At 60.0% G+C, this 15,328-nt stretch carries 12 protein-coding genes and 2 pseudogenes; 6 read left to right on the top strand and 8 right to left on the bottom strand.

What is annotated here, in order from left to right; all coding sequences use genetic code 11:
• Positions 1-4: 4 nt before the first annotated feature.
• The 3 genes from ACERZ8_RS06485 to gpmI are packed head-to-tail and all read right to left on the bottom strand — an operon-like array spanning position 5 to position 3,993.
• Positions 5-1,345 carry a S41 family peptidase gene (locus tag ACERZ8_RS06485; RefSeq protein WP_407591384.1) on the bottom strand — a complete coding sequence of 447 codons (1,341 nt, stop codon included), beginning with the start codon at positions 1,343-1,345 and terminating at the stop codon, positions 5-7.
• Positions 1,346-1,351: 6 nt separating this feature from the next.
• Positions 1,352-2,485, bottom strand: a complete 1,134-nt coding sequence (locus tag ACERZ8_RS06480) for a murein hydrolase activator EnvC family protein (RefSeq protein WP_407591382.1) — start codon at positions 2,483-2,485, stop codon at positions 1,352-1,354.
• Positions 2,482-3,993, bottom strand: coding sequence for a 2,3-bisphosphoglycerate-independent phosphoglycerate mutase (gpmI, locus tag ACERZ8_RS06475; protein ID WP_407591381.1), 1,512 nt, complete (start codon positions 3,991-3,993; stop codon positions 2,482-2,484). The genes ACERZ8_RS06480 and gpmI overlap by 4 nt, the downstream gene beginning before the upstream one ends.
• A 122-nt stretch (positions 3,994-4,115) precedes the next feature.
• Here gpmI and ACERZ8_RS06470 point away from each other — a divergent pair, with 122 nt between their 5' ends.
• Positions 4,116-4,607, top strand: coding sequence for a DUF3291 domain-containing protein (locus tag ACERZ8_RS06470; RefSeq protein ID WP_407591380.1), 492 nt, complete (start codon positions 4,116-4,118; stop codon positions 4,605-4,607).
• A gap of 56 nt (positions 4,608-4,663) precedes the next feature.
• On the opposite strand, the gene ACERZ8_RS06465 is transcribed toward ACERZ8_RS06470, so the two are convergent.
• On the bottom strand, positions 4,664-4,915 hold the full coding sequence (locus ACERZ8_RS06465; RefSeq protein WP_407591379.1) for a hypothetical protein: 252 nt from the start codon (positions 4,913-4,915) through the stop codon (positions 4,664-4,666).
• Positions 4,916-5,278: 363 nt separating this feature from the next.
• Between ACERZ8_RS06465 and ACERZ8_RS06460 the strand changes: the two genes are divergently transcribed.
• A complete protein-coding gene (locus ACERZ8_RS06460) occupies positions 5,279-5,728 on the top strand; it encodes a helix-turn-helix domain-containing protein (protein WP_407594185.1) in 450 nt (149 codons plus the stop codon).
• Positions 5,729-5,745: 17 nt separating this feature from the next.
• On the opposite strand, the gene ACERZ8_RS06455 is transcribed toward ACERZ8_RS06460, so the two are convergent.
• Positions 5,746-8,718, bottom strand: a complete 2,973-nt coding sequence (locus ACERZ8_RS06455; protein ID WP_407591378.1) for an error-prone DNA polymerase — start codon at positions 8,716-8,718, stop codon at positions 5,746-5,748.
• Positions 8,719-8,911: 193 nt separating this feature from the next.
• Between ACERZ8_RS06455 and ACERZ8_RS06450 the strand changes: the two genes are divergently transcribed.
• Positions 8,912-9,379 carry a DUF1203 domain-containing protein gene (locus tag ACERZ8_RS06450; protein WP_407591376.1) on the top strand — a complete coding sequence of 156 codons (468 nt, stop codon included), beginning with the start codon at positions 8,912-8,914 and terminating at the stop codon, positions 9,377-9,379.
• A gap of 68 nt (positions 9,380-9,447) precedes the next feature.
• A complete protein-coding gene (locus ACERZ8_RS06445) occupies positions 9,448-9,618 on the top strand; it encodes a zinc-finger domain-containing protein (RefSeq protein ID WP_407591375.1) in 171 nt (56 codons plus the stop codon).
• A 12-nt stretch (positions 9,619-9,630) separates the two neighbouring features.
• On the opposite strand, the gene ACERZ8_RS06440 is transcribed toward ACERZ8_RS06445, so the two are convergent.
• Complete coding sequence (locus tag ACERZ8_RS06440; RefSeq protein ID WP_407591374.1) at positions 9,631-10,380, bottom strand: methyl-accepting chemotaxis protein; 750 nt, start codon at positions 10,378-10,380, stop codon at positions 9,631-9,633.
• Between the two features lie 105 nt (positions 10,381-10,485).
• On the opposite strand from ACERZ8_RS06440, the pseudogene polA reads away from it, so the two are divergent.
• Together polA and ACERZ8_RS06430 are read left to right on the top strand one after the other, a co-directional pair.
• A pseudogene (polA, locus tag ACERZ8_RS06435) lies at positions 10,486-13,274 on the top strand (DNA polymerase I).
• 162 nt (positions 13,275-13,436) lie between these two features.
• Positions 13,437-14,255: a VPLPA-CTERM sorting domain-containing protein gene (locus tag ACERZ8_RS06430; protein WP_407591373.1), complete on the top strand. Its 819-nt coding sequence runs from the start codon at positions 13,437-13,439 to the stop codon at positions 14,253-14,255.
• A 20-nt stretch (positions 14,256-14,275) separates the two neighbouring features.
• Here the strand turns inward: ACERZ8_RS06430 and ACERZ8_RS06425 are convergent, their stop codons facing one another.
• Together ACERZ8_RS06425 and ACERZ8_RS06420 are read right to left on the bottom strand one after the other, a co-directional pair.
• Positions 14,276-14,506 carry a DUF2798 domain-containing protein gene (locus ACERZ8_RS06425; RefSeq protein ID WP_407591372.1) on the bottom strand — a complete coding sequence of 77 codons (231 nt, stop codon included), beginning with the start codon at positions 14,504-14,506 and terminating at the stop codon, positions 14,276-14,278.
• Between the two features lie 49 nt (positions 14,507-14,555).
• Positions 14,556-15,307 (bottom strand): annotated as a pseudogene (locus ACERZ8_RS06420) (hydroxypyruvate isomerase family protein).
• Positions 15,308-15,328 lie beyond the last annotated feature (21 nt).

Below are 15,328 nucleotides of genomic sequence, written 5' to 3'. Positions count from 1 at the left end.
CTCTCTAGTCTTCCGGACCAAGGGCATTCAGCCCTTTGAGGATGTCGATGGCATAGGCCAGTTGATAGTCCTCTTCCCGCAGGGCGGCGGCAGCTTCGGCCTTGGCGCGGTCCTCTTCGATCTGGCGAATTTCGTCTTCGCTCAGACTGTCGTTGTTCAGGCTGCCGCGCAGGTCCGCTTCGGAGCGTTGGCCGACGGCACTTGCCGGTTCATCCTCTTCCCCGGTGTTGGGAGCACGACGTGGCTGTTCGACGACGATGTTCGGGCTGACACCAAGGGATTGGATCGACCGGCCCGATGGCGTGTAATAGCGCGCCGTGGTCAGACGCATCGCCCCTTCACCGCGCAGCGGCATTACCGTCTGCACGGACCCTTTGCCAAAGCTCTTGGTGCCTACGACGATGGCGCGGCGGTGATCCTGCAATGCCCCAGCCACAATTTCAGAGGCCGACGCGGACCCGCCGTTGATCAAAACGACAATCGGTTTGCCCATTGCCAGATCGCCCGGCGTCGCGTTAAAGCGGTCGCCATCTTCGGGCGCACGGCCACGGGTCGATACGATCTCTCCCTTTTCAAGGAACGCATCCGACACCCTGATCGCCTGTGTGAGCAATCCGCCGGGGTTGTTGCGCAGATCAAGGACAAAGCCGTCGACATTGTCCATGCCGCCGAGGTTTTCGACTTCTTCCTCAAGCTTGGAGATCAGGTTGGGCGTTGTCTTGTCGTTGAAGGTCGTGATCCGCAGCACAACGGTTTCGCCTTGGGTGCGCGCGCGCACGGCCTGCAGTTCGATGGTGTCGCGCACAATCGGCACATCGAACGGTTCGGTCTCGCCCTCACGCACGACGGTGATGATGATCTCGGAGCCGACAGGGCCGCGCATCCGCTCGACAGCTTCGTCAAGGGTAAAGCCCAACATCGACTCTCCGTCCACATGGGTGATGAAATCGCCCGCCTCAATGCCCGCCTCCGCGGCAGGGGTGCTGTCGATGGGTGAGACGACTTTGATGAACCCTTCTTCCTGCGTGACTTCGATGCCGAGGCCGCCGAATTCGCCACGGGTCTGCACCTGCATCTGTGCTGCATCATCCGGGGAAAGGTAGCTGGAATGCGGGTCAAGCGATGTCAGCATCCCGTCAATCGCCGCTTCGATCAGTTCGCCGGGCTCGACTTCCTCGACATATTGGCTGCGGATGCGCTCGAATATGTCACCGAACAGATCAAGCTGTTCGTAGACACCGGCGTTCGCGCTGCTTTCCTGGGCCAGCAATGGTCCTGCAATCTGCGTCGTTGCGATGGCACCTGCCAACGTACCGCCCATTGCGGCCATAACGAATTTTTTCATTCCCGTTTATCCATCCTTGTCAATGCTGAACCACGTTTGAGGGTCCAATGGCACATCGTCCTGTCTGACTTCTATATAGAGCGTTTCCGAGCGGTCAGCGCCACCCCCTTCACCACGAGTTGACAATGCATCTGCGCCATCTTGCCCGGGAAGCCCACTCATGAGGCCCAAAGGCGTGCCCGCTGCGATGATTTGACCCGCCTCACCATAGCTGACGCCCATGCCCGCAAGGACGATCAGGGTGCCGGGTCGGGGTTCGAGAATCGTCACCGATCCGAAATCCAGAAGCGGGCCGACATAGCGCAACGTGGCCGCCGTCGGTGCCGTGACAAGCGCACCGGGCCGCGTGGCGAGCAAAATGCCGGGCCGTGTCACCCCGGCGGCGTCCGGCTCGCCTGCGCTGCGCAGGACCAGCCCACGCACCGGCAGCGGCAATGATCCGATCTGATCGTCGATATCGGGTGGGGACCAGCCGACATCGTCTGCCGCAATTTCGGTAAGCCCGCTGGAAAATGCATCCAGTGTTTCGGACGAGTCGATCAGGATCGCGGTGCGCACCGGGTCTTGGGTAAACCGCTGGGGCAGGTCGGTTCGGTTGGCCATCGCCTGGTTCAAGGCGGCACGCGCGGATTGCACGTCGCTCAGCCCCAGTTGCAACTGCTCGGCAGCCTGCTGCTGCAACAGGCGCAACCCTTCGACATCGCTCAGATCACGGCGCAGGCGTTCCGCCCGCTGGTTGAGCGCAGGGGTCAATTCAGCCAACAACATACCTGCCCGCGCCGTGCCGTTTGGGCCATCGGGATGCAGGAAGGCAGTGGGTGCCTGCCCGGGTGTCAGGGTCTGCAAAACGGCAAGCAGTTGCGCGATTTCCGCATCTCGCGATTCAAGCTGACCGCGCAATTGCGCCTCGCGAATGGCGGCGCGGCGCAGACCCGCGCGCATCGCGGACAATCCCGCCTCGTAGGCCTGAACCGTCTGTGTGAGGGCACGCACACGGTCCCGCGCACTTGTCGCCTCATCCAACTGAACCGACGCCGTTTCGAGCAATTTGCCCGCAGCACGCGCAAGATCACCCGCCTCGTCCTGCGCGGACACAGGGGCGGCAAGCAAGCAGACGGCAAGAACAACGAGGCGTCTCATGCGATCAGGTTTTGCCCTGTCATTTCCACAGGCTGTTCCAGCCCCATCAGGTGCAACAGGGTCGGCGCAAGATCGGCAAGCCGCCCTGCGTTCAACGTTCCCTCAGCGCCAATCAGCGCGACGGGCACCAGATTGGTGGTGTGGGCGGTGTGGGGCGCCCCGGTGTCCGGGTCGACCATCACCTCGCAGTTGCCATGATCGGCCGTCAGGATCATCGCGCCACCTGCCTCTTTCAGCACCGGCAGGACGCGGGCAAGCCCCTGATCCACCGCCTCACATGCGGCAATCGCGGCATCAAGATCACCGGTATGGCCGACCATGTCCGGGTTGGCATAATTCACCACGATTAGATCATACCCCGACTTGATCGCGTCGATGAACCTGTCCGTGACCTCAACCGACGACATCTCGGGTTGCATATCATAGGTCGCCACGCTCGGCGATTTGGGCATGGCGCGGTCTTCCCCGTCTTCGGGCGTTTCCTCGCCCCCGTTCAGAAAGAAGGTGACGTGTGGGTACTTCTCGGTCTCGGCCAAGCGGAATTGGCGCAGACCGGCCTTGGCGACCCAAGCGCCCAGCGTGTTCACGATTTCAGGCTTGGGATAAACCGTGGTCATGTAGGCCCGATGCGCTTCGGAGTAATCCGCCATGCCCATCAATCCGGCCCATTCGGGGCGTCCGGACGTATCAAAGGCGTCAAAACCCGGATCGCCCAGCGCGGCCATGATCTCTCGCGCCCGATCTGCGCGGAAATTCAGGCAAAACAGGCCGTCCCCGTCCTTGGCCCCCTTGTAGCCGTCCATCACCGTCGCCGGGATGAATTCATCCGTCTTGTCGTCGGCATAGGCCGCTTCAATCGCATCTGACGCGCTTTCCTTGACGGTCCCCTTGGCGCGCACCATCGCGGCAAAAGCCGTTTCCACGCGATCCCATCGATTGTCACGATCCATGGCGAAATAGCGCCCAGTTACGGTGACGATGCGTGCGCCCTTGGGCAAGGCAGTGTTGAGCGCTTCAAGGTAGTTCAACGCGGACTTGGGGGGCACGTCGCGCCCATCCGTGATGGCATGGATCAGCACTGTCAGCCCGGCATCCGTGCAGGCCTTGGCCGCCGCAACCATGTGATCGATATGCCCGTGCACGCCACCATCTGACATCACACCCATCAGGTGCGCGCGCCCGTCCGTCTCTTTGATCGAGTCGATCCATGCGGTCAGTTGCTTGTTGTGAAAAAATGATCCGTCCTCAATTGCCAGATCGATCTGGCCAAGGTCCATGGCCACGACGCGTCCTGCACCGATGTTGGTGTGCCCGACCTCGGAATTGCCCATCTGCCCGCGGGGCAGGCCCACATCGGGGCCGTGGGTGATCAGCGTGGCGTTGGGGCAGGTTGCCATGATGTCGTCATAGGTCGGCGTGTTGGCAAGCACCGGGGCGTTGCCAGACGTCTCTTCGCGCAGCCCCCAACCATCAAGGATGCACAAAACGACGGGTTTCGGGGGTGCCATATGCGAAAGTGCCCTTTGTTTTTCATATCGCCAGACTTCTAGCGTGCAGGATCAGGCTTGGGAAGAACGCTTGCCCGATCAGGCAAGGTCTTTACAGTTTCCCGGCAGCAAGGAGGGTGCAGATGAGCGAACACATGCTGGTACACCTGAACGTGGTGCGCCCGATTGGTCCGTTCAGCGCGGATCACCCCAATGCGCAGTATTTCTTTGGCCTGTTGCCATTGGTGTTCGCGCAGGCCAAGCTGGACGGCGATATGTTCTGGCACAACCACGGCGCGCGCAGCCCCGATGGGCGCTATCTGGAGATGACGGACATTCTGGCGCAGCGGACGCACGCGACCGAGGACAATCTGCATATCATGACCATGGCCGGGTGGCGCGATCTGGCCGAGATGCAGCGCTTTGCCTATCGCGAGCCGCTGCATGCCGAGGGCATTCGCAAGCTCAAGGGCTGGGTGGATCGTTCAGAGGGAGCGACGCTGGCCCTGTGGTGGGTGCCCCGGGGTGAACGGGTGTCTCCGGAAGAGGCATGGGACAGGTTGGGGCGACTGCGTCGGAATGGGGTGTCGCCAGATGCGTTCAGCCTGCGGCAGCGGTTTCCTGCACCAGGTTGAGCACTTGGAATAAAAGATGGGGCGCCCGCGAGTTGTACGGCGCCCCAATTGCTTGTTTAGACGACAGGTGGATGGCCGTTTTTGCCGTCCTGATCGCCTTGGTCCATTTCGTCTGCTGGCGGCCAAATGGTTTCGACAATGACGCTGATGGCCAAAGCCCCGAGCATGATAGCAGCCGACTGGACAAAGGAGCTTTCATTGACCGGTATGTACTTGACCAACTCAGGGAACAAGTTTTGCACCGCTTGGAATAATAGTGCGGCAGCACCACCAAAGGCTAAGGCATTGAGTGAGCGATTTCGTTTCATGGTCAAACCCCTTTCGCGGGTTTGCGCCGACGCAGGTGCCTTATCAAAGGGAACGTGCTACACTGTCAGCGCTGATTTCGTCAGCCGGCCTGACGGCAAAATCCTAGCAGGTGGAACCGTTGGGCCGTACAGCAAAAATAGGCCTCTTTTTGCTGATACTTAAAGTACTTTCTGTTTTGCAGTATCAAATATACAGTTTACATATGGCTTATCACTACATATTGTAGCCCAGAGAGACGACGCAGCGATGAATTTTGACAACAGCAGCAGTAAAGTTACACCAGATTCATCTTTTTGACTGGATGTCGATTCGGCTGACCCTCTATATGTTTGAATATAAACAGCGCGAAACGCGCAAAAAAAATGAGGCATAGGGCAAACATGGCTCCTAATATTGACAGGTCTTTTGACAGGTCTCTTGCGCAATTTGCGGCTAGAAAGTCTAAGGTTGCGATGAGCAACGCGGAACTAAGCCGTCGCACCGGCCTGAGCGTTAACACAATCAAAACATACATGTCTGGTGGTTCGGTGCGAGAAAGCACTGTCCAGCGATTGCATGAAGCGTTGGATGTTTACACCTCTGAACGTCAGGCCATTGCAGAGGGCAAAGATACCCCGCGTTTTGAACCGAGTGCATCTCAAGGCAAAGATGCGGACAGTCTCGAAGCTGCTACTCTTTTGCACATTGAATTGGCAACAAACAGTTTTCGCGAAGCCGTAAAACAACGCAGACGAGCTGGATCAAAGGTAGCAGATGCTGTGCGTGAAGAAATCGAGATGGAAATCCGTCTTTTGCAAGAGCTTCTCAAGTAAACGCTTTTCATCTCACCTCAATCCGGGTTGCCGCGGGTAAAGCTGATCCGGGACAGGTCCGGTGCGCGGGCGTCTGTGGTTAGAACCTTCACCTCTGCCGACCCCGGTGTCAGGACATGGCGCAGCAGGGCCACGGGGTGCGCGCGCAGGGTCAGGCGGGTTGCGACGTAATCCTCCACCACCTCCTCGCCCAATGTCATTTCAGGCAGCAGCGCGGCGGGTTCGTCCACGACTTCACCATCGATATCGCGCGCAAACAGGGGCAACGCCTCGCCCGGGGCCAGCGCCTTGGCCTCCCACAACGCGTCGCGGCGGCTGATCCCCACAGTGCCAAAGGCATCCGCCTCGGCCAGCCGCACCAGCACCTGCGGCCCCAGTCCTGCGCGCCGCCACACGTCGCGCACCGACTGGTAGCCGTTGCCGCGCGCCGCTGTGATCCATGTGGCATCTTCCTCGCTTAACCCCTTGATCTGGCGAAAGCCAAGGCGCAGGGCCAGCCCACCCTGCCCGTCGGGTTCCATCACGTTGTCCCAGAAGCTGGCATTGATGCAGATGGGGCGCACCGTCACCCCGTGTTCACGCGCATCCCGCACGATCTGGGCGGGCGCATAAAAGCCCATGGGCTGTGAATTGAGCAGCGCGCAGGCGAAGATGCCCGGATGGTGGCATTTGATCCAGCTTGAGGCGTAGACCAGAAGCGCGAACGAGGCCGCATGGCTTTCGGGGAAGCCGTAAGAGCCAAAGCCCTCAATCTGGGAAAAGCAGCGCTCGGCAAAGTCATCTTCGTACCCGTTCTTGCGCATGCCGCGCAGGAACAGGGCGCGGAATGCACTGACTGACCCATGTTTCTTGAACGTGGCAAGCGAGCGGCGCAGCCGATCTGCCTGATCAGGGGTGAAATTGGCCCCCACGATGGCGATCTGCATCGCCTGTTCCTGAAACAGCGGTACGCCCAGCGTCTTGCCCAGCACCGCGCCCAATTCGTCCGAGGGGAAAGACACCTCCTCCTCTCCGTTCCTGCGCCGGATATAGGGGTGCACCATGTCGCCCTGAATGGGCCCCGGTCGGATGATCGCCACCTCGATCACCAGATCGTAGAAATTGCGCGGGCGCATCCGGGGCAGAAAGTTCATCTGTGCGCGTGATTCCACCTGAAAGACGCCGATGCTGTCGGCCTCGCAAAGCATGTCATAGACGCGCGGATCTTCAGGGGGCAGCGTCGCGAGGGTGTAGTCGCGCTGGTGGTGCATCTTGAGCAGATCAAACGCCTTGCGGATGCAGGTCAGCATGCCCAGTGACAGCACGTCGATCTTGAGGATGCCAAGGCTGTCGATATCGTCCTTGTCCCAGCAGATGACGGTGCGGTCTTCCATCGTCGCATTCTCGATGGGAACAAGTTCATCCAGCCGCCCTTCGGTGATGATGAACCCGCCGACATGCTGGCTGAGATGGCGGGGAAAGCCGTTGATCTCATAGACCAGTTCGATCGTCTGGCGCAGCCGCTTGTCGCGGAAATCGAGGCCGATTTCGGCCATGCGCTCGGCCTCAAGCCCCTTGGTCGAGAAGAAACCCCAAAGCTGCGAGGACAGCGCCGAAATCGTGTCCTCGGAGAGCCCCATGGCGCGGCCGACCTCGCGGATGGCGCGCTTGCCCCGGTAATGGACAACTGTCGCACACAGGCCAGCGCGTTCCCGACCATAGGTTTCATAGATGTTCTGGATCACCTCTTCGCGCCGTTCATGTTCGAAATCCACGTCGATATCGGGCGGTTCGTCGCGCGCCTCGCTGACGAAGCGTTCGAACACCATGGTGCCCATTTCCGGGCTGACAGAGGTGATGCCAAGGCAGTAACACACCACCGAATTGGCCGCCGACCCGCGCCCCTGGCACAGAATATTGCGGGAGCGGGCGAAATGAACGATGTCGCGCACGGTGAGGAAGTAAGGCGCGTAGTTCAGCTTGCCGATCAGGGTCAGTTCATGGCGCAATAGGGTCTGTGCCTTTTCGGGGGCACCTGCAGGGTAACGCCATTTGAGCCCCTCATAGGCAAGCCGTTCAAGCCGTTGTCCCGGCGTTTCATTCTCGCTGATTTCGGAAGGGTATTCATAGCGCAGCTCGTCCAGCGAAAAGGTCAGCGTTTTGGCCAGGTCCGACGTGCGGTGCACCGCATCCTCGTGGCCCGCAAAGATACGCAGCATGTCCGCCTCGCCGCGCAGGCGCCCTTCGCCATTGGCCAGGGCATTGCGACCCAGATCGTCGACCCGGCATTTCAGGCGCACAGCAGTGACCACATCCGCCAGCTTGCGCCGGGCACCATGGTGCATGCGGGGCGCAGCCGAGGCGACGGTCTGCAACCCGAGGCGCTGCGCCTGATCGGTGATGTGGTCAAAGTGCACAGTGTCCCGCCCGTCATAGCGCGGCACCATCAGCACATGCATGTTCCCGGCAAAGCGGCGCGACAGCCGTTTCGCCTGTGTCACCCAATCGCACGCGCCGCCCGTCATCGTTTGCGCCTGTGGCCAGAGGAGCAGGTGAAGCCCGTCCGCGAAATCCTCAAGGTCGCGCAGGGTGAGATCACAGTGCCCCTTTTCCGCCGCCAGTCGTCCGCGCGAGATGATGCGGCAGAGACTGCGCCAACCTGCCCGGTTCTTTGGAATGGCCGTGACCGGTGCCCCGTCCCTGAACAAAAGGCGCGCGCCCGGGATCAGACGTGGCGTGGCCGTGACCGGTGCGCGCGGCGGGTCGGGAAGGTGTTCGGGTTTCGGCGGGCCGACAAGACCGTGGATCGCGTCGAAATCCCGCCGCTCCTTCACGCTGCGCGCGATGCTGCGCGCCTCCGTGTGCGCCCGGACGATACCGGCCACCGAATTGTCGTCTGCAATTGCCAGCGCTTCCATCCCCAGAAGGGCCGCACGGGCCATGTATTCCTCGGGGTGGGACGCCCCGGTGAGGAAGGTAAAATTGGATGTGGCAGACAGTTCGACAAACATATTTTTGCAGATTCGGCTGTGGCAGAGGGCTACTATATTCTTGTTTTGTTCTCATTTGAAGTGTCAGAGGGACTCTGCCCCGCGCTGGCGCGCGTCCCCGGGGTCTTTCTTGATCAGAGAAACAGGGTTGCGCATCATTCGGGTCGCACGGGCACCGGTGATCCGACAGAATTGTCTGAAACGGAGATCCATCATGCCCGTATTCACCGCACTGCCCACTGACGTTGTCACCGCCTATCGCAAAGGCGGTCTGGATGCCTTTGGCAACATGCCTGAACGCAAGATCAGCGATGGGGCCGCCAACCCCTGCCGACACTGCCTGCGCGACATTCCGAAAGGTGCCGAGATGCTGGTTCTCGCCCATAAACCCTTTGTCGGCACGCATCCGTATGCCGAAGTCGGCCCGATCTTCTTATGTGCTGAGGATTGCGCGCGTGGCGGTGGCCACATTTTGCCGGAAGTTTTGCGCACTTCGCCCGACTACCTGATCAAGGGGTATTCGCAGGATGATCGCATCGTCTACGGCACGGGCGTGGTCAGCCCGACACCAGAACTGCAGGACCGGCTGGACGCCATTTTTGCAAATCCCGACGTGGCCTATATCCACGTCCGCTCGGCGCGCAACAACTGTTATCAAGCACGGGTGGATCGCGACGCTTAGCCCTTGCCTGCCTGTTTGGCTTGGCGCATAAACATTCGCGCAGATGCGCCGCAAACAGGATCGACACCATGACCATCGACGCCCCCGAGACCAAGACTGTCGACACCCGGCGCATTGCCTGCGACGGCGGCGAAGGGGCGCTGGGGCATCCGCGTGTCTGGCTGCAAATTCCGGAAGATACCGGGTGGGTTGAATGCCCTTATTGCGATTGCAAATACGTGCTAAGCGAAGACGCCTGAAAACAAGTTGCCTCAGGACTGTTCGATGGTCTGAATCAACGCATCCACCTGTCCCTGAACGCGCGTATTGGCCTCTTCGATCTTTGAGGACAACTCGCGGATTTCGGATGCGATGATCGCAAATCCTTTGCCCTGATCGCCGACATGCGCCGCCTCGATCGAGGCATTGATCGCGATCAGACCGACATGGCGTGAAATCTCGCTGATCTCTTTCAGCGCGGCACGGGCGGTTTCCCCTGTTGCCTCTGCTCCGTTCTGGCGCGCCTCGCGGATCGACCGCAGATCGGCGCCCAGACGGTTCACCAGGGCGGCGAAATGTGCATTGAAATCCCCAGCGGCGAAATGGGTGTAGTGCAACACGATTTCCATCGTCATGGACCGGTCGAGGTGCCGCTGTTCAAGATCGGAGGTCGCGGCAACAAACCTGCGCATCGTGTCGCAGCTTTCCTTCATCTCAACCCCGACACTGCGCACCCATTCGAGTGCCGACGGATCAATTCCTGGCACGGGTTGCGTACCGATCAGCAAATCAAGCGCCGCGTGAACACCCGGCATTGCCCGCCGGATACCATTCGTGCAGTGGTCAAAATCGGCTTCGCCCTCAACCAGCATCCCCAATGCCGCATAAAGTCCGACGCGGGCGCAGTTGGCGCGCAACATCTCAACCCCGCGCAGCAATTCCACCCGCGCCGGGATGCCCGTCGCATCCGCCTGCTGACCAAGGATGTCAGTGATGTCGCTGATCGGCATTTGCACATTCATGACCGCACATTTGCCTCAAACAGATTAAAAAACCCTTCCGCTTTTCCCGCCACCGGATTCGTGGCACATCATGGGTCAGCGCTTTTGAACTTGAGGGTTTTGCACATGAGTTTCGGCAAGGGATGTCACCTGCACCTGATCGACGGGTCGGCCTTTATTTTTCGCGCCTACCACGCCCTGCCCCCCTCACCCGCAAATCCGATGGGCTGCCCATCGGGGCCGTGAGCGGGTTTTGCAACATGCTTTACAAGTACGTCGAAGGGAACACTGGCCCGGATGCACCCACCCATGTGGCTGTGATCTTTGACAAGGGCAGCCACACCTTCCGCAATGACATGTACGACCAGTACAAGGCCAACCGCGATGCGATGCCCGAGGACCTGCGCCCACAAATTCCGCTGACCCGTCAGGCGACCGAAGCGTTCAACATCGCCTGCAAGGAGAAAGAGGGTTACGAAGCCGACGACATCATTGCCACTTTGGCGGTGCAGGCCCGCGCCGCCGGGGGGCGTTGCACCATCATCTCGTCGGACAAGGATCTGATGCAACTCGTCGGCGACGGGGTCGAGATGCTGGACGCAATGAAGAACAAGCGGATCGACCGCGACGGCGTGTTCGAAAAATTCGGTGTCTATCCAGACCGCGTCGTGGATGTGCAGGCCCTGGCGGGGGACAGCGTTGACAACGTACCCGGCGCGCCCGGCATCGGCGTCAAAACCGCCGCCTTGCTGATCAACGAATATGGCGATCTGGATTCGCTTTTGGAGCGGGCCGAAGAAATCAAACAGCCCAAACGCCGTGAGACGCTGATCGAACATGCCGATCAAATCAGGTTGTCGCGCAAGCTGGTCCTGCTTGATGAAGAGACGCCGCTGGACTTTACCCTCGACGATCTTGAGGTGCGCGACCCGCATCCCGATCAGTTGATGCCGTTTCTGGCCGAGATGGAATTTCGCACCCTCACCAAGCGGATTGCGGACCAGCTTGGCGTGGAAGCCCCCGAGATCAAGGAACCGACCGCGCCCGAAGCAGAGGATGCACCCGATGCGCCGGAGTTCGAGGCCGCCACATATGAGCACGTCAGCGACGCGAAGGCCCTGCAAACCTGGATCGACCTAATTTACGAGCGCGGCTATGTCGCCGTGGATACGGAAACAACCGGCCTCAATGAAATGACCGCCGATCTGGTTGGGATTTCGCTGGCCGTGAATCCCGGTCATGCCTGTTACATCCCGTTGATCCACAAACAGGGTGGGGATGATCTGTTTGGCTCTGACGCGCTGTCCGATGGGCAGATGCCGCTGGAGACTGCACTTGAGATGCTGAAACCTGTGCTGGAGGACGACAGCATTCTCAAGATCGGGCAAAACATGAAATACGATGCCAAGATCTTTGCCCAGATCGGCATCACCGTCGCCCCCATCGATGACACCATGTTGATGAGCTATGCGATGCATGGCGGGCTGCACAATCACGGCATGGATACCCTGTCCGAACGCTATCTGGGCCACACCCCAATCCCGATCAAACCGTTGTTGGGGTCTGGCAAATCTGCCAAGACCTTCGATCAGGTTCCGATCGAGGATGCGGTGAAATATGCGTCTGAGGATGCGGATATCACGCTGCGCCTCTGGCAGCAGTTCAAGCCGCAACTGCACCGCGCGCAAGTCACAAAGGTCTATGAAACGCTCGAACGACCCATGGTGCCAGTACTGGCAGCGATGGAGCGATCCGGCATCAAAGTTGACCGCGATACGCTGTCGCGCATGTCCAACGCCTTTGCGCAAAAAATGGCGGGGCTTGAGGATGAGATTTACGAACTGGTGGGGCGCAAGTTCAACGTCGGCTCGCCCAAGCAGTTGGGCGAAATCCTGTTTGACGAGATGGGGATTGAGGGCGGCAAGAAAGGCAAGACCGGGGCCTATGCCACAGGTGCCGATGTGCTCGAAGATCTTGCGACCGAGCACGAACTGCCACGCCGCATCCTCGACTGGCGGCAACTCAGCAAGCTGAAATCGACCTATACTGACGCGCTGCAAGATCACATCAACGCCGATACGGGACGGGTCCACACGTCTTATTCGATTGCGGGCGCGTCCACCGGGCGGCTCGCTTCGACCGATCCGAACCTGCAAAACATCCCGATCCGGACTGAGGAAGGGCGACGCATCCGCGAGGCTTTTGTTGCTGAGCCGGGCAAGACGCTGGTGGCGCTGGATTATTCACAGATCGAACTGCGCATTCTGGCGCATATCGCGAAGATTCCCGAACTCAAGCAGGCCTTTGACGATGGCATCGACATCCACGCGCTCACGGCCTCGGAAATGTTCGACGTGCCGCTGGACGAGATGACACCAGAGATCAGACGTCAGGCCAAGGCGATCAATTTTGGGGTCATCTACGGCATCTCCGGCTTTGGCCTTGCGCGCAATCTGCGCATTCCGCGGGCCGAGGCGCAGGGGTTCATCGACCGCTATTTCGAACGCTTCCCCGGCATCCGCACCTATATGGACGACACCAAGGCGTTCGCCAAGGAACATGGGTTTGTCCAGACGCTGTTCGGGCGCAAGATTCACACGCCAAACATAGGGGCCAAGGGGCCGCACGCAGGCTTTGCGGCACGGGCCGCGATCAACGCACCGATCCAAGGCACCGCGGCCGACGTGATCCGGCGCGCCATGATCCGCATGCCGGATGCGATTGCCGATTTGCCCGCTGCCATGCTGTTGCAGGTGCACGATGAATTGTTGTTCGAGGTCGAAGACAGTGCCGTCGATGATCTGATCGACGCGGCGCGCACTGTGATGGAAGGCGCGGCTGACCCGGTTGTACATCTGGACGTCAAACTGACGGTGGATGCGGGTCAGGGGCAAAACTGGGCCGAAGCGCACTGATCAGCCTCTGCTTGATGTATCAATAATTTGAATTGAGCTTTAGATGCGTGTTAGCGTCAGGGCATAGTAACGCCCGACTTACACCATCACCTTTTTTGATTGGACCGATTCATGTTTCTACGCTTCCCGCATTCTATATTTTTCGCCGGCATGATCGCCGTAATGCCAGCGCTGCAGGCACAGGCTGTCACGACTTTGGACGATGGGTCGACACTCACACGGTCGGCCTCTGCGGATGGCACGGATGAAATCGTTTTGTTCAATGCATCCAGCGCGGTGATCAACACAGGCGGGTCGGCCATCAACACCGGAACACAGCCGGGACGGGACGGTATCTTTGGCACCGGCGGATCGAATGTGGAAGTGGCCGGTGGCACCGTGAAGGGCCGTGACACAAACAATGGCGGCAGTGGCGTGGGTATCAACGGCGGCGTGTTCGAATTCTCTGCCGGAACGATCACGGGCGGCGACAGCATCATCAATGGCAATGGCGGGCGCGGTGCGACGATCACCGGGACAAACCTGTTCACCATGACTGGCGGCACGTTGACCGGTGGCAACGGTTCCACAGGTGGTGTGGGTCTGGGTATCTTTGACACAGCAGTGGGGACGATTTCTGGCGGCACAGTCGCGGGGGGCATAGGCCAGTCCGGATCGATGGCCTATTCACTGCGCATAAGCGCCATGGCAAACCTGACTGTGTCGGGGGGAACCTTCGGCGGCGACTTTTTCCTGTCCGACAACGCATCGCTGACCGTTCGCGGATACGATCTGGTCTTTGATCGCGGCACCAGATCCCTCAGCGGATTTCTGGAAGATGGCAACGCGATTGATCTGCTCTTGTTCAAGGCACCGGATGCGTTCCTGACGCTGGTCAATGCTCCCCCGCCAGCGGTCCCACTGCCTGCTGGGGGCATTCTGTTGCTGTCCGGCTTCGGCGTTGCAGCGCTGTTTGGCCGCAAAAGGAAACGGGCGACGTAAGCTGGCGCATCGCTGAGCTCTCACTCCTCTTTGATCGTGAGCGCGGCAACCATGCGGCGGGCCAATGGGGCCACGAACAGGACGACCGGAAAGGCCACGGCCCAGCTGGGCAGCCAGCCCCCCATCCATTGGCTGAAAAAACCGGATACCATGCCGATGGCCAGAAATGTCGAAATCCCTGATACGATGAACGACATCATCCCGCTCAGCAGCAGGCCAAAGACGATGTGGGCGTAGCGGGCGGGGATCATGGTGTGTGCCTTTCGGTTTCTGCAGATTTCTTATTCCGGATGAAAGCAGTCACGGCATCCAGTCCAATCCGGTCTCGGTGCGCCCATTTGGCGTGTATTCGGCGCTGACCCAACCATCGTAGCCACTGGCATCAATCGCCGCGAACAGCGCAGTAAAATCGATCTCGCCAGTGCCCGGGGCGTCCTGCCGGGCGCGTCCCCTATCTGGATGTGGCGGATCAGTCGGTGCATGGCCTGAAACGTGGCCAAAGCATCGCCGGTGATGACCTGTGCGTGGTAACTGTCATATTGCAGCGCGACATTTGGCGCGCCCACGGTTTCGATGATGTCGGCGGCGAGGTCAAAGCTGGACAGGAAGTATCCCGGTTGCGCCATCTGGTTGAGCGGTTCGAGCGTCAGGCACAATCCTTCGGGCAGTGTGTCTGCGGCCCGTTTCAGATTGTCGATCATCGTCTTTTTGGCGGCAGCACCTTCGCCCACCCCGCTCATCACATGAATGATGCTGGCACCAAGCGCCTGCGCATATCGCACAGCCCGGCGCATGTCATAATCAAACCGCGCCTCGCCCCCCGGGACCGCCGCAAAGCCGCGCGCGCCACCGGTGTAATTCGGGCCCGGAGCATTCAGCAGGACCATCTGCAAGCCGTTGCGCTGCAGGGCCGCCTGCGTTTCAGGGGCCGGGGCATCATAGGGAAACAGCACCTCGACCGCCTTGAACCCCGCTTCGGCGGCGGCATCGAAGCGGTCCAGATAGGGCAAATCAGCCCAGAGATGTGTGAGATTGGCGGCAAACTTCGGCATTCCGGTCAGGCTAACCCGCGT

Origin of the sequence: Tateyamaria armeniaca, from assembly GCF_045797845.1 — a bacterium.
Taxonomy (GTDB): domain Bacteria; phylum Pseudomonadota; class Alphaproteobacteria; order Rhodobacterales; family Rhodobacteraceae; genus Tateyamaria; species Tateyamaria armeniaca.
The sequence above is the reverse complement of the archived record's forward strand: the minus strand, read 5'-3'. Positions and strand labels throughout refer to the sequence as shown.

What these genes read in the sequence shown, in the direction of transcription:
- ACERZ8_RS06440 (WP_407591374.1), bottom strand. Translation starts at nt 10,380, where the DNA reads ATGAATGTGCAAATGCCGATCAGCGACATCACTGACATCCTTGGTCAG.
- ACERZ8_RS06445 (WP_407591375.1), top strand. Translation starts at nt 9,448, where the DNA reads ATGACCATCGACGCCCCCGAGACCAAGACTGTCGACACCCGGCGCATT.
- ACERZ8_RS06465 (WP_407591379.1), bottom strand. Translation starts at nt 4,915, where the DNA reads ATGAAACGAAATCGCTCACTCAATGCCTTAGCCTTTGGTGGTGCTGCC.
- ACERZ8_RS06470 (WP_407591380.1), top strand. Translation starts at nt 4,116, where the DNA reads ATGAGCGAACACATGCTGGTACACCTGAACGTGGTGCGCCCGATTGGT.
- ACERZ8_RS06425 (WP_407591372.1), bottom strand. Translation starts at nt 14,506, where the DNA reads ATGATCCCCGCCCGCTACGCCCACATCGTCTTTGGCCTGCTGCTGAGC.
- gpmI (WP_407591381.1), bottom strand. Translation starts at nt 3,993, where the DNA reads ATGGCACCCCCGAAACCCGTCGTTTTGTGCATCCTTGATGGTTGGGGG.
- ACERZ8_RS06460 (WP_407594185.1), top strand. Translation starts at nt 5,279, where the DNA reads ATGAGGCATAGGGCAAACATGGCTCCTAATATTGACAGGTCTTTTGAC.
- ACERZ8_RS06485 (WP_407591384.1), bottom strand. Translation starts at nt 1,345, where the DNA reads ATGAAAAAATTCGTTATGGCCGCAATGGGCGGTACGTTGGCAGGTGCC.
- ACERZ8_RS06480 (WP_407591382.1), bottom strand. Translation starts at nt 2,485, where the DNA reads ATGAGACGCCTCGTTGTTCTTGCCGTCTGCTTGCTTGCCGCCCCTGTG.
- ACERZ8_RS06455 (WP_407591378.1), bottom strand. Translation starts at nt 8,718, where the DNA reads ATGTTTGTCGAACTGTCTGCCACATCCAATTTTACCTTCCTCACCGGG.
- ACERZ8_RS06430 (WP_407591373.1), top strand. Translation starts at nt 13,437, where the DNA reads ATGCCAGCGCTGCAGGCACAGGCTGTCACGACTTTGGACGATGGGTCG.
- ACERZ8_RS06450 (WP_407591376.1), top strand. Translation starts at nt 8,912, where the DNA reads ATGCCCGTATTCACCGCACTGCCCACTGACGTTGTCACCGCCTATCGC.